Genomic DNA, 14362 nt, shown 5'->3' on the forward strand with positions numbered 1-14362 from the left:
CGCGGTCAGCTCCCCGCGGCCGCCAGCGCCGCCCGCAGATGTCCGCCGGCCGCGTCCAGCAGCCGGGCCGCCGTCGGTCCGTCCACCCCGGCCAGCAGCACCAGGATCGCGTTCTTGACCTCGCCGTCCGTGGCCGCGAGGGCGCGCTCCACGGCCTCGTCGTCGGCGCCCGTGACCTGGGCGACGATCCGGCGGGAGCGGGCGCGCAGCTTCTCGTTGGAGGCGCGCACGTCGACCATCAGGTTCCCGTAGGTCTTGCCGAGCCGGATCATCGTGATCGTCGAGATCATGTTCAGCACGAGCTTCTGCGCCGTGCCGGCCTTGAGGCGGGTGGAGCCGGTGAGGAACTCCGGGCCCACGACCACCTCGATGCCGTGCTCGGCCGCCGCCGCGAGCGCGCTGCCCCGGTTGCACGACAGCCCCACGGTGAGCGCCCCGCGCCCGCGGGCGTACGCGACGGCGCCGATCGCGTACGGGGTGCGGCCGGAGGCGGAGATGCCGACCACCGTGTCGTCCGCGGTGAGGCCGAGCGCGGCGAGGTCGGACTCGGCCAGCTCGGCGGAGTCCTCGGCGCCCTCGACCGGGTTCACCATGGCCTGAGGGCCGCCCGCGATCAGGCCGACGACCCGCGCCGGGTCGGTGTTGAAGGTGGGCGGGCACTCGGAGGCGTCCAGCACGCCCAGCCGCCCCGCCGTGCCCGCGCCCGCGTAGACCAGCCGCCCGCCGCGCGCCATCCGGTCCGCCACGGCGTCGATCGCGGCGGCGATCGCCGGCACCTGCTCGGCGACGGCGCCCGCGACGGAGGCGTCCTCGGCGTTCATCAGCCGGGCGATCTCCGGCGTCGGCAGCCGGTCGACGTCCGCCAGCTCCGGCCGGAACGCCTCGGTGGTCAGGGTCTCGAGCTGGGAGCGGAGATCACGGTCGCGGGAGGCGGAGGTCATGGGCGGTGTTCTTTCGGTCGGGGCCGGCGGCTCGGAACGGGGTACGGCGGGGGCGCGCACGCGACCGGTGCGCGGCAGGGTCCGCCCTCACGGACCCTTGCGGGTCGCCCGGTGCCGGTGCGCCAGCGCCTCGTACGACGCCGAGAGGGCGGGCGCCGCGGCGTCGTAGGTGCGCTGGGCGACACCCACGAACAGGCAGTCCACGACGAGCAGTTGGCCCGTACGGGAGGACATCGCGGCCGGGCGCAGCTCGCTCTCGCGGGCCGTGGACGTGGTCAGGACGTGGTCGGCGTACTGCGTGACGGGGCTGTCGGGGCGGCCGGTGACCGCGACCGTCGTGGCGCCGCGCTCGAAGGCCACCCGGAGCGGCTCGATGACGTCCCCGGTGGTGCCGGAGTGGGTGACGGCGATCGCCACGTCCCCGGAGCGCAGCTGCACGGCGTTGGTCACGGCGAGGTGCGGGTCGCTGTGGGCGTGCGCCATCAGACCTATGCGCAGCAGCTTCTGGGTGAGATCCTGGGCGACCAGTCCCGACGCGCCGACGCCGTACACATCGGTGCGGCGGGCGCCCGCGAGGGCGGTCACGGCGGCGGCGAGCTGGACGGTGTCCAGTCCGGCGGCGGTGTCGGCGAGGGTCTGCTGCTCGTCGTAGGCGAGCTTGGCGACGACGTCGGCGATGGGATCGTCCACGGCGATGTCCGTGGTGATCGCGGGGGCGCGCCCGGACTGCTGCTGGGCGGCCAGGCCGGCCAGGGCGAGCCGCAGGTCGCGGTAGCCCGGGTAGCCGAGCAGGCGGGCCGTGCGGACGACGGTGGCCTCGCTGGTGCCGGTCAGCTCGGCGAGACCGGTGACCGTGAGGGCGGCACAGCCGGCCGGGTCGTCCGCGACGGCCTCGGCGACGCGCTGCATGGAGCGCGTCATCGACGGGGCCAGCGTGCGCACCTTGGCCGCGAGGGCGGCGGGCGCGGGCGGGGCGGGTGGGGCCCCGGCGCTCCCGAAAATTTCCTTCACGTCATTGGTCACGGAATGAAAGATATTTTCGTCCCGGGCTCCTGGTCAAGAGTGCGCACAATGGGGACATGGACCCCCAGCGCGAACCCGGCCCCCCTCCGCCCCTGGAACAAGAATTGCACGCGGCGCGCGCCCTCGTGCTGGCCGATCTCATGGCGCGCGGGGTCGCCGAGGCGGACGTGGTGTCGCTGGTGGAGGACTCCGTCGCGCACCGCCGCTGGTGGGTCGAGCAGTGGCCGGAGGGCGCCGGCTTCCTGGCCGGACTGGTCGCGCAGGACGTGCAGGACGCCCTGCTGGAGCGGTACGGACGCTGGCCGCTGTGCCCGGTGTGCGGCAGCGGCGACCCGCACGCGCTGGAGGTCGAGCCGGAGCTGGGCCCCGACCCGCACTGGGTGTGCCACAAGGCGGGCGTGAAGGTCGCGGCGGTCGGCGGACTCGGCGGGACGGACGACTCGTGACGGTGTACATCGACCCGCCCACCTGGCCGGGCCACGGCCGCCTCTGGTCCCATCTGGTGAGCGACGTCTCCTACGCCGAACTGCACCTCTTCGCCGCCGGCCTGGGCGTGCCCCGCCGCGCCTTCGAGCGCGACCACTACGACATCCCCGCGCACCGGTACGCGGACGCGGTGCGCGCGGGCGCGGTCGAGGTGAGCAGCCGTGAGGTGGTGCGGCTGCTGCACGGGGCGGGGCTGCGGCGGCGCAAGGGGGCCGGGCGGACGGGCCGGCGGGTGTGAGTCAGGCGCGCAGTTCGTAGGTGATCCGGTCGTCCTGGCGGGACACCTCGGTGAAGCCGGCGCGCGTGACGACCTTCTGCGACGGCACGTTCGTCTCCTCCACGACGGCCACCACGGTGTGCACGGCGTCCTGCCCGAGCGCCCACGCCGACAGGGTGCGCAGCGCCTCGGTCGCGTAGCCGTTCCCGCGCGCCTCCACGACGAGGTCGTAGCCGATCTCGACCCGGCCGTCGGCGGGCGCGCCGTGGAAGCCCATCGCGCCCACCGCGCGGTCGTCCTCCCGGCGGACCAGCACGTACATGCCCCACTCCGGGACGAACGCGCCCTCCTCGTACTGCTTGACGCCGATGCCGGCGCCCACGCGCGTTCCCTCGGCGGGCGCGCCGCCCGCCCAGGTGAAGCCGCCGTCGCCCGCGAGGGACAGGCTCGCGGCGACCGCGGGGGTGACGCCCTCCAGGTCGAGCCGCTCGGAGCGCAGCACCGGGTTGTTGCACCAGCGCCACTCGGTGACGGGCTCCCGCCCCTCCAGCTCGCCCCGGCCGGTCGCCCACAGCAGCGTCGGCCATGGCGCGGGTCCCGGCTTCACGCGCGGGAAGATCCGCGTCAGCACGAACTCGCAGAGCTCGGCGGGCGGTTCGTACGCGATGCCCAGGCCCTCGGCCATGTCGTGCGTGTGCAGCAGCACCTCGGCGACGCCCATCGCGGCGAAGCCCTCACGGTTGGCGTGCCGGAAGGGGTACGGGTGGAAGGCGCGCACGGAGCGGGGGGTGGTGCGGCAGGCGGCGGCGACGAGGGTGCCCATGGCGGAGACCACGCGGAGGGCGCCGTCGTTGTCGGCCTCGTCCAGCAGGGCGATGTCGAAGGGTGCGTACGCCTCCTGTTCACGGCCCGCGAGCTGGCCCGCGTAGCCGATGAGGGCGCTCGCGAGGTGCTCGGCCGTCTCCCGGCAGCTCCACTCCAGCCGCCCGGCCCTCACCTCCGTCCAGTCCCGGTCGGTGACCGCCCCCAGGGCCGCCGTGCCGTGCGCGACGGCCGCCTCCACCTGTTCCGCTCCCGAAGCATCCATGGGGGGAGGCTAGGCGGGCGGCGGGGGCGCGGTCGACAGCATTTCCAGCTCGGCGCGCAGGTTGTACCGGGCGGTGGCCTCCCAGTGCTCCTGGCCGTACGGGGTGCGGAACAGGCGGCGCATACCGAGGAGTTGCCGCAGGACGTCGGCGCGGCCCTCGCGGAAGGCGTCGTTCGGGACGAAGTGGTACTCCTCGCGGACCGCGGCGGTGTAGGCGGCGTACGCCGACGGCGCGGCGGCGAGGATCGCGAGGTCGGCATCGCAGAGCACCTGGCCGTCGCGGTCGTCGTCGGCCGGGTCGTGCGTGACGGTGAGCCGCACGAGCCGGGCGACCTCCTCGGTCTTCGCCGCGGACACCCCGGCCTCCGGCAGCGCGCGCTCGGCGAGGCGGGCGGACCGCTCCTCGTTCTCGGACCGGTCCGGCAGATAGACGGCGTCGTGGAACCACGCGGCGAGCCGGACGACGTCGGGGTCGTCGGCGTGGTCCGCCAGCTCGTCGACGCGGTCGAGGACCGCGGTGAGGTGGGCGACCGTGTGGTACCGCCGCTGCGGCTCCTGCCAGCGGGCGATCAGATGCTCCGCGTACGGCACGGGGTCAGGACCCTCCGAGGATCCCCGGGCCCCTTCCAGGGCACGGACGAAACGGTCACGGAGGTCTCGGGTGTCGGCCATGCCGTCATTCTTCCCGGTGTGCCCGCCGCATGCCGCCGGCCTGACGGTGACGGTCTGCCGAGCGGGGTGCAGCGCGCCCGGTCCGTGTCAGCAGGCTGGTGAGGACCGGGACCGGGTGGGTCCACAGGAGCGAGCCGCCCGCGCCGGGGACGGTGTGGCGACGCGCGCCGGGGATGCGGGCGGCGAGGCGTCGGCCGTGGTCGGGGGAGTGGCTGGTGTCGAGGTCGCCGTACCAGACGTCGACCGGGACGGTGATGTCCTCAAGGGCGAACGGCCAGCGCCCCATGGCCAGGAGCGTGTCGCGGGCGTAGCCGGCCGCCGCGCCCTGGGCGAAGCCCTCCTCCAGCGCCCGGCGGTAGGCGGCGTCGAAGCCGGGGTCCGCGTACACCGCCAGATCGCACGCGGGGCTCGCGCTCATCACCATGGCGTGCATGGCGTCCGCGTCGAAGCCGGCGAAGAACTCCTCCGCGCCGGCCGGATCGGCGGTGACCCGCTCGACGAGCCCGCGCACCTCCGCAGGCAGCGCGGCGGCGAACTCCGGCGCCGCGATCTCGTCCGCGCCGGAGACGACCGCAACGCCCGCGACGGCCCCTGCCGCCGCGCACGCGAGGGCGAACGGCGCGCCCTGGGAGTTGCCGACGACGGCAGGGCGGCCCAGCCCTCGCAGCTCGGTGAGGTGACGGATGTCCTGGGCGAAGCCGGCGAACGTCCGGCCGGGCGCCGGTGTCGACACACCGAGCCCCGGGCGGTCCACGGAGATCAGCCGCACCCCCAGCGCCCTGACGGCGTCCGGCCCGAAACCGAGCCGTCTGCTGGTGGCGGCGCCCGGACACAGCAGTACCGGCGTGCCGTCCGCAGGCCCCCACTCGGCCCACCCGAGGACGCGGCCGTCGGGCAGCCGGGTCTCGCCCAGCCGGGCGGGATCCTCGGCGTACGGCGTCACGGCAGCCGCTCCACCCGCGCCACCCCGCCCGTCTCCAGGGCCGTCCACAGGGCGCCGTCCGGGCCCACCGTGATGCCGTGGGGCTCGGAGGACGGGTCCGGGAGGGCGTGTTCGGTGATGTCGCCGGTCCCGGTGATGCGGCCGACGCGGCCCGCGCCCCACTCCGTGAACCAGCACTCGCCCTCGGCCACCGCGACGACCGCGTGCGGTTTGGCCGAGCGGTCGGGGAGGGGGAACTCCGTGATCCGGCCGTCGGGCGAGATCCTGCCGATCTGGCCCGCCAGGATCTCGGCGAACCACAGCGCCCCGCCGTCCGCCGCGATGCCGACCGGCCCGGCCGCGTCCGTGGGCAGGGGGTGCACGGCGGTGTCGCCGTCGACGGTGATACGGCCGATCGCGTTCGCGCCGTTCAGGGTGAACCACAGCGCGCCGTCCGGACCCGTGGTGATCGCGGAGGGGAAACCGCCCGCGACCGGGAGCGCGAACTCCGTGACCTCCCCGTCGGCGGTGACGCGGCCGATGCGGTCACCGGTCGTCTCCGTGAACCACATCGCGCCGTCCGGCCCCGCCGTGATGCCGTACGGCCCCCCGTCGGAGGACGGCAGCGGGAAGGACGTCACCTCGCCGTCCGTGGTGACGCGGCCGATCCGGTGGTCCGTAAAGCGGGTGAACCACAGCGCGCCGTCCGGGCCGGCCGCGATGACCGTGGGACGGCAGTCGGCCGCGTCCAGGGCGTACTCCTCGAACGCGCCGTCGAGGGTGAGGCGGGCGACGCTGCCGCGGTGCACCAGCGTGAGCCAGAGCGCGCCGTCGGGGCCGGCCGTGATGCCGTAGGGCCCGGCCTTCTCGTCCGTGAGGCGGAACGCGCTGACGGAGGGGGTGTGGGAAAACGGCACATCAACTCCCGTGGGGGACGGTCACCCCGGCACCCTCTCGGGGCGGGTCGCCCGGCGCAACCCCATTTCGTCCCCGGCGCACCGCGCATGCCGGGTTACGGGCATGCACACAAGCCGGGTTACGGGCATGCACACAAACGGAAGGGCCGACAACGGCTGGTGTCGGTGATCTTCCGCTGAGTAGTGTGATCCGCCGGAGCGCGAACTGCCGTGCGTACGCCACCTCGCAGGCTCCCGACCCGAAGGAGACCGTAAGCAGTGAGCAGCCGGCCGACGTTCGTCCTGGTCCACGGGGCCTTCGCCAACTCGTTCTCGTTCGCGCCGCTCCAGGCCGAGCTCGGGCTCCTCGGACACCGCTCGGTCGCCGTCGACCTGCCCGGTCACGGCTTTAGGGCCACCTACACCCGCGCCTACCAGGCGCCGCAGGATCCCGAAGGGCTCGCCACCGCGCCCGGCGCGATCAAAGGCGTCACGCTCGCCGACAACGCCGCGCACCTGATCGGCGTCCTGGAGCGGGCGAAGCGGAACGGCCCGGTGATTCTCGTCGCGCACAGCCGGGGCGGCATCACGGCCACCGCCGCGGCCAACGCGCGGCCCGACCTGATCGACCGCATCGTCTACGTCTCCGCCTGGTGCCCGGTCGCGCTCGACGTCAACGACTACTACGCCGAGCCGGAGATGGCCACGGTCGACGTCGCCTCCCTCGGCCTGGCCGCGGCCGGGAACCCCGCCGAACTCGGCCTGCTCCGCGTCAACTTCCGCACCGCGGACCCGGCCGCCCTGGCGGCGTTCAAGGAGGCCTTCCTCGCCGACGGCACCGACGAGGAGTTCCTGGTCTTCCTCAACACCTTCCAGCCCGACGAGAACCTGGACGTCGGCACCTCCGCCGACCGGGCGCAGGCCGCGACCTGGGGCCGGATCCCGAAGACGTACGTCCGCCTCGCCGACGACACGAGCATGCCGCTCGCCCTCCAGGACCGGCTGATCCGCGAGGGCGACGCGCTGACGCCGGACAACCCCTACGACGTCCGGACCCTCCCGGGCAGCCACCTGAAGTGGCTGGTCGACCCGGCGCCGGCGGCCAGGGTCCTGAGTGACCTCGCGGACCTCACGGACCCGTCCGCCCGCCCGTGACCGGCCCCGGCCGGGAACGACTCCCGTCGGCCGTTCCGCCGCGATGTCCGTCCCGGCGGCGCCGCCGCCACTAGCGTGGACGCATGACGACTCCTGCGGATGTGCACGAGGTACGGGACCCCGAGCTGCCGGGACGGCTGCTGGGCGTCGAGCGGGACGCGCTGCTGCCGCTGCTGCGGGCGCGCGGCGACGGCGACTTCGCGCTGCCGGTGACGGCGTGTCCGGGCTGGACGGTGCGGGACGTGCTGGCGCACTGCTCGGCGGCGCTGTCGCGGGTGGTGGAGAGCCGGTACGAGAAGGACGTGTTCTCCCCGGCGGCCAACCAGCGGGACATCGACGAGCGGGCCGGCTGGACCAACGCCGAGATTCTCGACGAACTGGACCGCGGCATGGCCGGGGCCGGCCCTGTCATCGCGGAGGCGGGCGGGCTGCTGGACGCGGTGGCGCTCGGCGAGTGGGTGCACGCCGGGGACGTGCGCGTGGCGCTCGGGGAGCCGGGGGCGTACGCCGGCTCGGGCCTGCCGTTCGCGCTCGCGCTGCTGGCGCAGGTCACCAGCGCGCGCGGGCACGTGCCGCTGCACGCGGACCTCGACGACGCGGACGAGCCGGTACGGCTGGGCGACGCGTCCGGGGAACGGCCCCCGGCGCGGTTCATCGGCGACGGGCCGACGCTGGTGCGGCTGTACGCGGGGCGCCCGGTGGACGGGGCGTCGTACGAGCTGGCCGGGGTGGACGCGGCGGAGCTGAACATCTTCGGCTGACGGGCAGGTGGGGGAGCCGCGGGCCGGGGCCGGGCGTAGGCTTGGATTGGACTAGACCTGTAGGAGCCGTTCCGAGCCGACGAATGGGGCCCCATGAGCAAGCGTGCAGTCCTGGAGGTGATCGCCCTCGACGTCGAGGACGCCGTCGCCGCCCAGGCGGGAGGTGCGGACCGCCTCGAGCTGGTCACCGACATGGCGGCGGACGGGCTGACCCCCGCGACGGCGACGGTGACGGCGATCCGCGCGGCCGTGGACATCCCGGTCCGGGTCATGCTGCGGCTCGCGGACGGCTTCGCGGCGGGCGCGGTGGAACGGCTGGCCGCGGCGGCGGGCGAGATGCGGGAGGCGGGGGCGGAGGAGTTCGTCCTCGGCTTCCTCGACGCGGACGGCCAGGTGGACCTGGCGGCGGTGGAGCGGGTCGCGGCGGAGCTGGAGGGGTGCCGGTGGACGTTCCACCGCGCGATCGACCACGCGGCGGACCGTGACGCCCTGCGCAAGCAGCTCGCGGACTTCCCCGGGCTGGACACCTACCTGACCGCCGGTTCGGCGCGGGGCGTCGACGCGGGCCTGCCGGTGCTGTGCGCGGAGGCGGCACGCCGCGGGGAGCCCGGGTACGGGCAGCAGTTGCTGGTGGGCGGCGGGCTGCGGCTGGAGCATGTGCCGGGTCTGCGGGACGCGGGTGTGGACGCTTTCCACATCGGCGGGGCGGCACGTCCGGACGGCTGGTCAGGGCCGGTGTCGGCGGAAGCCGTGCGCCGGTGGCGGGGCGTGCTGGGGAGCTGAGGCGCCTCGGACGCCGGGCGGGTGGTGTCGCGCGGCCCGGCGTTCGCGGGGCGCCGTCCGCGCCCGCGCCCGCCTACGGCGCGGGTTCCGTCAACTGCGCCGGCAGCGGTGCCCCATGCGTGATGACCAAGCCCGACACCGCTCGCGTCAGCGTCACGTACAGGCGGCGCAGGCCCGTGCGTTCGTCCGGTTCCGCGTCGACGACCGCCTGCGGTTCGTCCAGGAGGACGTAGTCGTATTCCAGGCCCTTCGCCAGGGACGCCGGGACCAGGGTGAGGCGGGTCGACTCCGTTGTCTCCTCGCCGGGGGACACGTGGGGCAGGCCCGCCGAGGCGGGCCTCCGTCAGGGCGGGGATGCGGGGGTCCGCCGCGATCAGGCCCACCGAGCCCTCGCGGGTGAGCAGTTCGCGGCACGCGGCGATCACGTCGTCCGGGCCCGAAGCGCCGCGTACCTCGAAGAAGCCCGGGTTCTCGCGGATCGACGCCACCGGGGTGAGGCCCGGCGCGATGTACGGGAGCAGGCGGGAGGCGTACGTGATGACGTCCGTCGGGACACGGAAACCCGCCGTCAGCTCCTCCACCACCGCGTCCGGCTTCCCCAGGTGGGCCAGCGCCTCCTCCCAACTGCGCGTCGCCCACGGCGTGGTGCCCTGTGCCAGGTCGCCGAGGACGGTCGCCGAGCCGGTCGTGCAGCGGCGGCCCACCGCCCGGTACTGCATGGGGGAGAGGTCCTGCGCCTCGTCCAGCACCACATGCCCGAGCGACGGCGTCCGCTGGATCAGGTCCGCCGCCTCGTCGATCAGCACCGTGTCCGCCGCCGACCACTTCGCCGACTTCACCGACCGGGCCGGCTTCGCCCAGAGGACCGCCTTCTGCTCCTGCTCGTCGAGCAGCCCTTCCGCGTGCTCCGCCAGGAACTCGGCGTCGCCCAGGAGCCGCAGGACCAGCTTCGCCGGGTCCACGGCCGGCCACACCGCCTTCACCGCGGCCTTCACCGCCGCGTTGCGCGCCACCGTGTCCTGGACCCGGTCGTCCGGCGCCTCGCCCGCCCGCTCCATCTGCACCAGCACCGCGTGCGCGATCCGCTGCGGCAAGGCGTCCCGGGCGGCCCCGTAGCGGATGTCCCGGTCGAGCAACTGCCTTACGATCTCCTCGAGTTCGTACGCCGGAACGCGCCAGCGGCGGGAGCCGCGCACCACCACGACCGGCTCCGTCGGCATCGTCACGTGGGAGTACAGGGCCCGCCGCAGCACCTCCGCCATGCGCGCGTCGCCCTTGACCGTCGCCGCCGTCGCGTCGTCCGTCCCGCGCACCTCCACGTGCGCCACCAGGTCGTCCACCGTGGCCTGGGCGACGGTGAGTTCACCCAGGGCCGGGAGCACCTGCTCGATGTAGTGGAGGAAGGAGCGGTTCGGGCCGACGACCAGCGTGCCCGTGCGGGCCAGCCGCTCACGGTGGGCGTAGAGCAGGTACGCGACCCGGTGCAGGCCCACGGCCGTCTTTCCGGTGCCGGGTCCGCCCTGCACGCACACGCTGCCCGACAGCCCGGACCGTACGATCTCGTCCTGCTCGGGCTGGATGGTGGCGACGATGTCGCGCATCGGGCCGACGCGCGGGCGCTCGATCTCCTGCTGGAGCAGCTTGCTGGTGGTCGCCGCCTCGGCCGGGTCGGAGAGGTGCTCGTCCTCGTAGGCGGTGAGGTCGCCGCCGGTGTAGCCGAAGCGGCGGCGCAGCCCGACGTCCATCGGGTCCTTCTTGGACGCCCGGTAGAACGGCTGCGACACCGGCGCACGCCAGTCGATCACCATCGGGTCGCCGTCCGCGTCGTGCACATGGCGGCGCCCGATGTAGAAGCGCTCGCCCTCCGCGCCCTCCGCCTGCTCGGCGCCCGGCGCGCGCAGATAGTCGAGGCGGCCGAAGAACAACGGGGTGTCGCTGAGGTCGGCCAGCGCCTTGATCCGTTCCTCGATCTGGTGCTGCAGCACCTCCGCGTTCACCCAGTTGGCCGTGACGTCGCGGATGTCGAGCGCCTCCACGTCCTCCCGCATGGCACGCAGGGCGGCGCGGGACGCGGCGAGGTGGGAGCGTTCGCGGGCGAGGGGGTCGTCGGCCGGGGCGGCCGGACCGTCCACGGGGTCGTTCACGGGCTCGTCTACGGACGTGGACGCGGACAAGGGGGTGCCTCCGAAAAACCTGCTGCGGGTGTGCTGCGAGGAAGGAAATGCCGGCCGGTTTCCGTCCGGACGGCGGCGCTCCGTGAGGGAGGCGGGAAGAGAGCGGAGATTCTAGGTCGTGGGGCGGGGGCGGTCCAAACGGTTTTCCGCGCGCCCCGTACGACGGTCCGCGCCGGATGCCCTCCGCCGCGCCGGCCCCGTGGTCAAGGACGCCAGCAGCGCCAGCCGCTGCGCGTCCTCGCTGCCCGGTGCCGCGTGGTACGCCGCGAGCGCCAGACCGTCCGGGCCGTCGACGTCCAGCTTGGACAGGGTCAGGCTCAGCTCCCCGACCTGCGGGTGGTTCATCCGGATCGGCTTGTCCACGACCGGCCGCACGTCGTGCCGGGCCCACACCTTGCGGAACTCCGCGCTCTTGAGCGACAGTTCGCCGACCAGCCGCACCACCCGCGGATCGTCCACGTCGGTCCCCAGCCGCCGCCGGAACACGGCGACGCACTGCGCGGCCGTGGCCGCCCAGTCCGCGTGCAGATCCCGCTCGGCGGGGTCGAGGAAGAACGACCGCAGCCGGTTCTCACCCACCCGCACGGCCGGCACCAGCGCCGTGGCCAGCGGGTTCACCGCGATGATGTCGAGGGTCCGGTCCGTCACGAAGGCCGGCAGGCCGATCGACCCCAGCAGCTGCGCCGTGGCCGGCGGGACGGCGGGCCGCCGCGACGGCCGCCGCCGGGTACGCGGCCGGGGCGCGGCGAGCTGGTGCAGGTACGCGGTGGCGGTGTCGTCGAGCAGCAGGACCCGGGCGAGCGCGTCGAGGATCTGCGCCGACGGATTGCGGTCGCGGCCCTGCTCCAGCCGCAGGTAGTAGTCGGAGCTGATGCCGGCGAGCAGGGCGACCTCCTCGCGGCGCAGTCCGGGCACCCGGCGCACACCGTGCGACGGCAGGCCCAGGTCGTCCGGCGTCACCAGTTCCCGGCGCGCCCGGAGGTAGTCGCCGAGCCGGTTCTCCTCAGACATGCGTTCCAGCGTAAGGGCGCGGGGCGTTCCGTTCCTGGTCCTGTCACTCCCAGGATCGGCGGGGAACTGGGCGGACCGCCGTCCACGGCGGACGGTGGGCACATGACCACCACGCGAACGACCGCAACGGCTATGACCACCCTCCCCGGCGGCACCTGGACGCTGGGCGACCTGACCGTCACCCGCTTCGGCTACGGCGCCATGCAGCTCGCGGGGCCCGGCGTGATGGGCCCGCCCGCCGACCGTGAGGGCGCCCTCGCCGTGCTGCGCGAGGCCGTACGCCTCGGCATCACCCACATCGACACCGCCGACGCCTACGGCCCGCGCGTCACCAACCGGCTCATCCACGAGGCCCTGCACCCCTACCCGGACACCCTGCACATCGCCACCAAGGTCGGCGCGCGCCGGGACGCCGACGGCGGCTGGCCCCCGGCCCGCGAACCCGACGACCTGCGCCGCGCCGTCCACGACAACCTGGAGGCCCTCGGAGTCGACACCCTCGACCTGGTCAACCTGCGCCTCGGTGACGCCACGGGACCCCGGCCGGGCTCACTGGCGACGGCGTACGAGACGCTCGTCGAGCTGCAGCGGGAGGGCCTGATCCGGCACCTCGGGCTCAGCAACGCGACCCCCGGGCAGGTCGCCGAGGCGGAGACCATCGCGCCGTTCGTCTGCGTCCAGAACCTCTACAACCTCGCCCACCGCCAGGACGACGCCCTGATCGACCGGCTCGCCGCGCAGGGCGTCGCGTACGTGCCGTACTTCCCGCTCGGCGGGTTCACGCCGCTCCAGTCCGCCACGCTGTCGCAGGTGGCCGAGCGGCACGGCGTACGGCCGGTGGCGGTGGCGCTCGCCTGGCTGCTGCGCCGCTCGCCGAACATCCTGCTGATCCCCGGTACGTCGTCGGTGGCGCATCTGCGGGAGAACGTCGCCGGGGCGGCGCTCACCCTGACCGAGGAGGACCTGGCCGCGCTCGACACGATCGGGGGTGACCAGGGGCCCACCCCCTAGGGGACACCCCGTCCTGCCTGAGAGGGACGGCTCGTTCCGCAGGTGTACGCGGCGGCCCCGCGGCTCGGTCCCGTGGGCCGATGCCGGTACCGGGGCCGGAGAGCAACCATGGAGGTATGAGCGCAGCGACCATCCATCCCACCACGCCGCCGGCCCGCCCGGCCGGCGCGACCCCGGTCCAGGGCAGTCACCCGCACCGCCTCGGTGACGCCCTGCGCGCCGTCAAGGTCTTCCTCGGCGCCGCCTTCGACGTGGTCCTCCTCGGCGAGTACGGCGAGGAGGCGGGCGTCCGCCACCGGTAGGCGGCGCCGGACGGCTACCCGCGGTCCGGACGCGGCCCGGCGGCACCGTCCGGAGCCGTCGCGGGGTTCGCGTGGAGAACTTCGCGCGCCTGTTCGGAGGCGCGGAGCATCGTCTCGGCCACGAAGTCGAGGAAGCGGGCGGCGTTCTCCAGCCGTACGGCGGCCGGTGTGCCGCGCCCCAGGACCGCGACGCCCTGCCGTGAGGTCTCGGCGACCTGGGCGGTGGACCGGGCGCTGGCCACCATCGACTGGTACCAGATGTCCTCGTCGAAGCCGTAGCGCTCCCGGCGGCCCCCCTCCTCGCGGAACCGGCGCACCAGGTCCTGGCTCTCCAGGAACGCGATCGCCTTCGACACCGACGCCGGGCTGACCTCGAGCCGCTCCGCCAGCTCGGCGGCGGTGAGACTGCCGGAGTCGCTGAGGGTGAGACAGGCCATGACCCTGGCCATCATCCGGGGCGTGCCCGAGGCGATGAAGACCGTCGTGAGCGTCTCCTCGTACTCCCGTACCGCCTCCGGGTCACGCCCGTAGGCGTCCGGCGCCGCCTTCGCCTGCCGCGCGCTTCGCCTGCGCCGGTGGGCACGCTGCTCGGTCGCGCGCTGGGCCAGCTCGGGACGGTAGCCGGCGGGTCCGCCGTTGCGCATGACCTCGCGGGTGATCGTCGAGGTGGGGCGGTCCAGACGCCTGGCGATCTCCGCGTAGGCGAGCCCGTCGGCCAGTCCCGTCGCGATCTGCTGGCGTTCCTGCTGGGTGAGCCTGCCTCCTGGCACCGCGGCCTCCTTCATGGTCCGTGACGCCGTCAGCATAGCTTTCATCCCAATTCATTGCAACGTACCCGGCATGCTTTGTTGCGTTGTCTCTCAACTCGTTGCAACAATTTAGACGCTCTGAGCTGCGTGGACTTCAATTGCACGCAACGAA

At 74.3% G+C, this 14362-nt stretch carries 15 protein-coding genes and 1 pseudogene; 7 read left to right on the plus strand and 9 right to left on the minus strand.

Features of this window, described 5'->3' with window-relative positions; genetic code table 11:
• Positions 1–5: 5 nt before the first annotated feature.
• Positions 6–941: an N-acetylmuramic acid 6-phosphate etherase gene (murQ, locus tag ELQ39_RS17795; RefSeq protein WP_242592718.1), complete on the minus strand. Its 936-nt coding sequence runs from the start codon at positions 939–941 to the stop codon at positions 6–8.
• Between the two features lie 87 nt (positions 942–1028).
• Positions 1029–1964: a MurR/RpiR family transcriptional regulator gene (locus ELQ39_RS17800; RefSeq protein WP_190002973.1), complete on the minus strand. Its 936-nt coding sequence runs from the start codon at positions 1962–1964 to the stop codon at positions 1029–1031.
• A 56-nt stretch (positions 1965–2020) separates the two neighbouring features.
• On the opposite strand from ELQ39_RS17800, the gene ELQ39_RS17805 reads away from it, so the two are divergent.
• On the plus strand, positions 2021–2410 hold the full coding sequence (locus ELQ39_RS17805; RefSeq protein ID WP_225627064.1) for a hypothetical protein: 390 nt from the start codon (positions 2021–2023) through the stop codon (positions 2408–2410).
• The gene (locus tag ELQ39_RS17810) at positions 2407–2688 is read left to right on the plus strand and encodes a DUF4031 domain-containing protein (RefSeq protein ID WP_190002971.1); all 282 of its coding nucleotides are present in this window, start codon (positions 2407–2409) and stop codon (positions 2686–2688) included. The genes ELQ39_RS17805 and ELQ39_RS17810 overlap by 4 nt, the downstream gene beginning before the upstream one ends.
• Position 2689: 1 nt before the next feature.
• Here ELQ39_RS17810 and ELQ39_RS17815 read toward each other — a convergent pair whose 3' ends face one another.
• The 4 genes from ELQ39_RS17815 to ELQ39_RS17830 are packed head-to-tail and all read right to left on the minus strand — an operon-like array spanning position 2690 to position 6265.
• A complete protein-coding gene (locus ELQ39_RS17815; RefSeq protein WP_400007860.1) occupies positions 2690–3730 on the minus strand; it encodes a GNAT family N-acetyltransferase in 1041 nt (346 codons plus the stop codon).
• Between the two features lie 33 nt (positions 3731–3763).
• The gene (locus ELQ39_RS17820; RefSeq protein WP_190002969.1) at positions 3764–4426 is read right to left on the minus strand and encodes an HD domain-containing protein; all 663 of its coding nucleotides are present in this window, start codon (positions 4424–4426) and stop codon (positions 3764–3766) included.
• Between the two features lie 4 nt (positions 4427–4430).
• Positions 4431–5369, minus strand: coding sequence for an alpha/beta fold hydrolase (locus tag ELQ39_RS17825; protein ID WP_242592720.1), 939 nt, complete (start codon positions 5367–5369; stop codon positions 4431–4433).
• Complete coding sequence (locus ELQ39_RS17830) at positions 5366–6265, minus strand: Vgb family protein (RefSeq protein WP_242592722.1); 900 nt, start codon at positions 6263–6265, stop codon at positions 5366–5368. The genes ELQ39_RS17825 and ELQ39_RS17830 overlap by 4 nt, the downstream gene beginning before the upstream one ends.
• A 258-nt stretch (positions 6266–6523) precedes the next feature.
• Here ELQ39_RS17830 and ELQ39_RS17835 point away from each other — a divergent pair, with 258 nt between their 5' ends.
• The 3 genes from ELQ39_RS17835 (at position 6524) to ELQ39_RS17845 (ending at position 8943) form a co-directional block, all read left to right on the plus strand.
• On the plus strand, positions 6524–7399 hold the full coding sequence (locus ELQ39_RS17835; RefSeq protein WP_242592724.1) for an alpha/beta hydrolase: 876 nt from the start codon (positions 6524–6526) through the stop codon (positions 7397–7399).
• Positions 7400–7482: 83 nt separating this feature from the next.
• Positions 7483–8160 carry a maleylpyruvate isomerase family mycothiol-dependent enzyme gene (locus tag ELQ39_RS17840; protein WP_242592726.1) on the plus strand — a complete coding sequence of 226 codons (678 nt, stop codon included), beginning with the start codon at positions 7483–7485 and terminating at the stop codon, positions 8158–8160.
• 93 nt (positions 8161–8253) lie between these two features.
• Positions 8254–8943 (plus strand): copper homeostasis protein CutC, encoded by a 690-nt coding sequence (locus ELQ39_RS17845; RefSeq protein ID WP_190002964.1) that lies wholly within the window; start codon positions 8254–8256, stop codon positions 8941–8943.
• 73 nt (positions 8944–9016) lie between these two features.
• Here ELQ39_RS17845 and ELQ39_RS17850 read toward each other — a convergent pair.
• Both ELQ39_RS17850 and ELQ39_RS17855 read right to left on the minus strand, forming a co-directional pair.
• Positions 9017–11117, minus strand: a pseudogene (locus ELQ39_RS17850) (HelD family protein).
• 111 nt (positions 11118–11228) lie between these two features.
• Positions 11229–12128, minus strand: a complete 900-nt coding sequence (locus tag ELQ39_RS17855; protein WP_242592728.1) for a helix-turn-helix domain-containing protein — start codon at positions 12126–12128, stop codon at positions 11229–11231.
• Positions 12129–12230: 102 nt separating this feature from the next.
• On the opposite strand from ELQ39_RS17855, the gene ELQ39_RS17860 reads away from it, so the two are divergent.
• On the plus strand, positions 12231–13139 hold the full coding sequence (locus ELQ39_RS17860) for an aldo/keto reductase family oxidoreductase (RefSeq protein ID WP_242592730.1): 909 nt from the start codon (positions 12231–12233) through the stop codon (positions 13137–13139).
• A gap of 116 nt (positions 13140–13255) precedes the next feature.
• The gene (locus ELQ39_RS17865) at positions 13256–13441 is read left to right on the plus strand and encodes a hypothetical protein (protein WP_006133852.1); all 186 of its coding nucleotides are present in this window, start codon (positions 13256–13258) and stop codon (positions 13439–13441) included.
• A 14-nt stretch (positions 13442–13455) separates the two neighbouring features.
• Here the strand turns inward: ELQ39_RS17865 and ELQ39_RS17870 are convergent, their stop codons facing one another.
• The gene (locus ELQ39_RS17870) at positions 13456–14211 is read right to left on the minus strand and encodes a helix-turn-helix domain-containing protein (RefSeq protein WP_190002960.1); all 756 of its coding nucleotides are present in this window, start codon (positions 14209–14211) and stop codon (positions 13456–13458) included.
• Positions 14212–14362 lie beyond the last annotated feature (151 nt).

The sequence above is a fragment of the Streptomyces sp. GB4-14 genome, assembly GCF_022696125.1.
GTDB lineage: Bacteria > Actinomycetota > Actinomycetes > Streptomycetales > Streptomycetaceae > Streptomyces > Streptomyces werraensis.

What these genes read in the sequence shown, in the direction of transcription:
- murQ (WP_242592718.1), bottom strand. Translation starts at nt 941, where the DNA reads ATGACCTCCGCCTCCCGCGACCGTGATCTCCGCTCCCAGCTCGAGACC.
- ELQ39_RS17805 (WP_225627064.1), top strand. Translation starts at nt 2,021, where the DNA reads ATGGACCCCCAGCGCGAACCCGGCCCCCCTCCGCCCCTGGAACAAGAA.
- ELQ39_RS17820 (WP_190002969.1), bottom strand. Translation starts at nt 4,426, where the DNA reads ATGGCCGACACCCGAGACCTCCGTGACCGTTTCGTCCGTGCCCTGGAA.
- ELQ39_RS17840 (WP_242592726.1), top strand. Translation starts at nt 7,483, where the DNA reads ATGACGACTCCTGCGGATGTGCACGAGGTACGGGACCCCGAGCTGCCG.
- ELQ39_RS17845 (WP_190002964.1), top strand. Translation starts at nt 8,254, where the DNA reads ATGAGCAAGCGTGCAGTCCTGGAGGTGATCGCCCTCGACGTCGAGGAC.
- ELQ39_RS17855 (WP_242592728.1), bottom strand. Translation starts at nt 12,128, where the DNA reads ATGTCTGAGGAGAACCGGCTCGGCGACTACCTCCGGGCGCGCCGGGAA.
- ELQ39_RS17860 (WP_242592730.1), top strand. Translation starts at nt 12,231, where the DNA reads ATGACCACCACGCGAACGACCGCAACGGCTATGACCACCCTCCCCGGC.
- ELQ39_RS17865 (WP_006133852.1), top strand. Translation starts at nt 13,256, where the DNA reads ATGAGCGCAGCGACCATCCATCCCACCACGCCGCCGGCCCGCCCGGCC.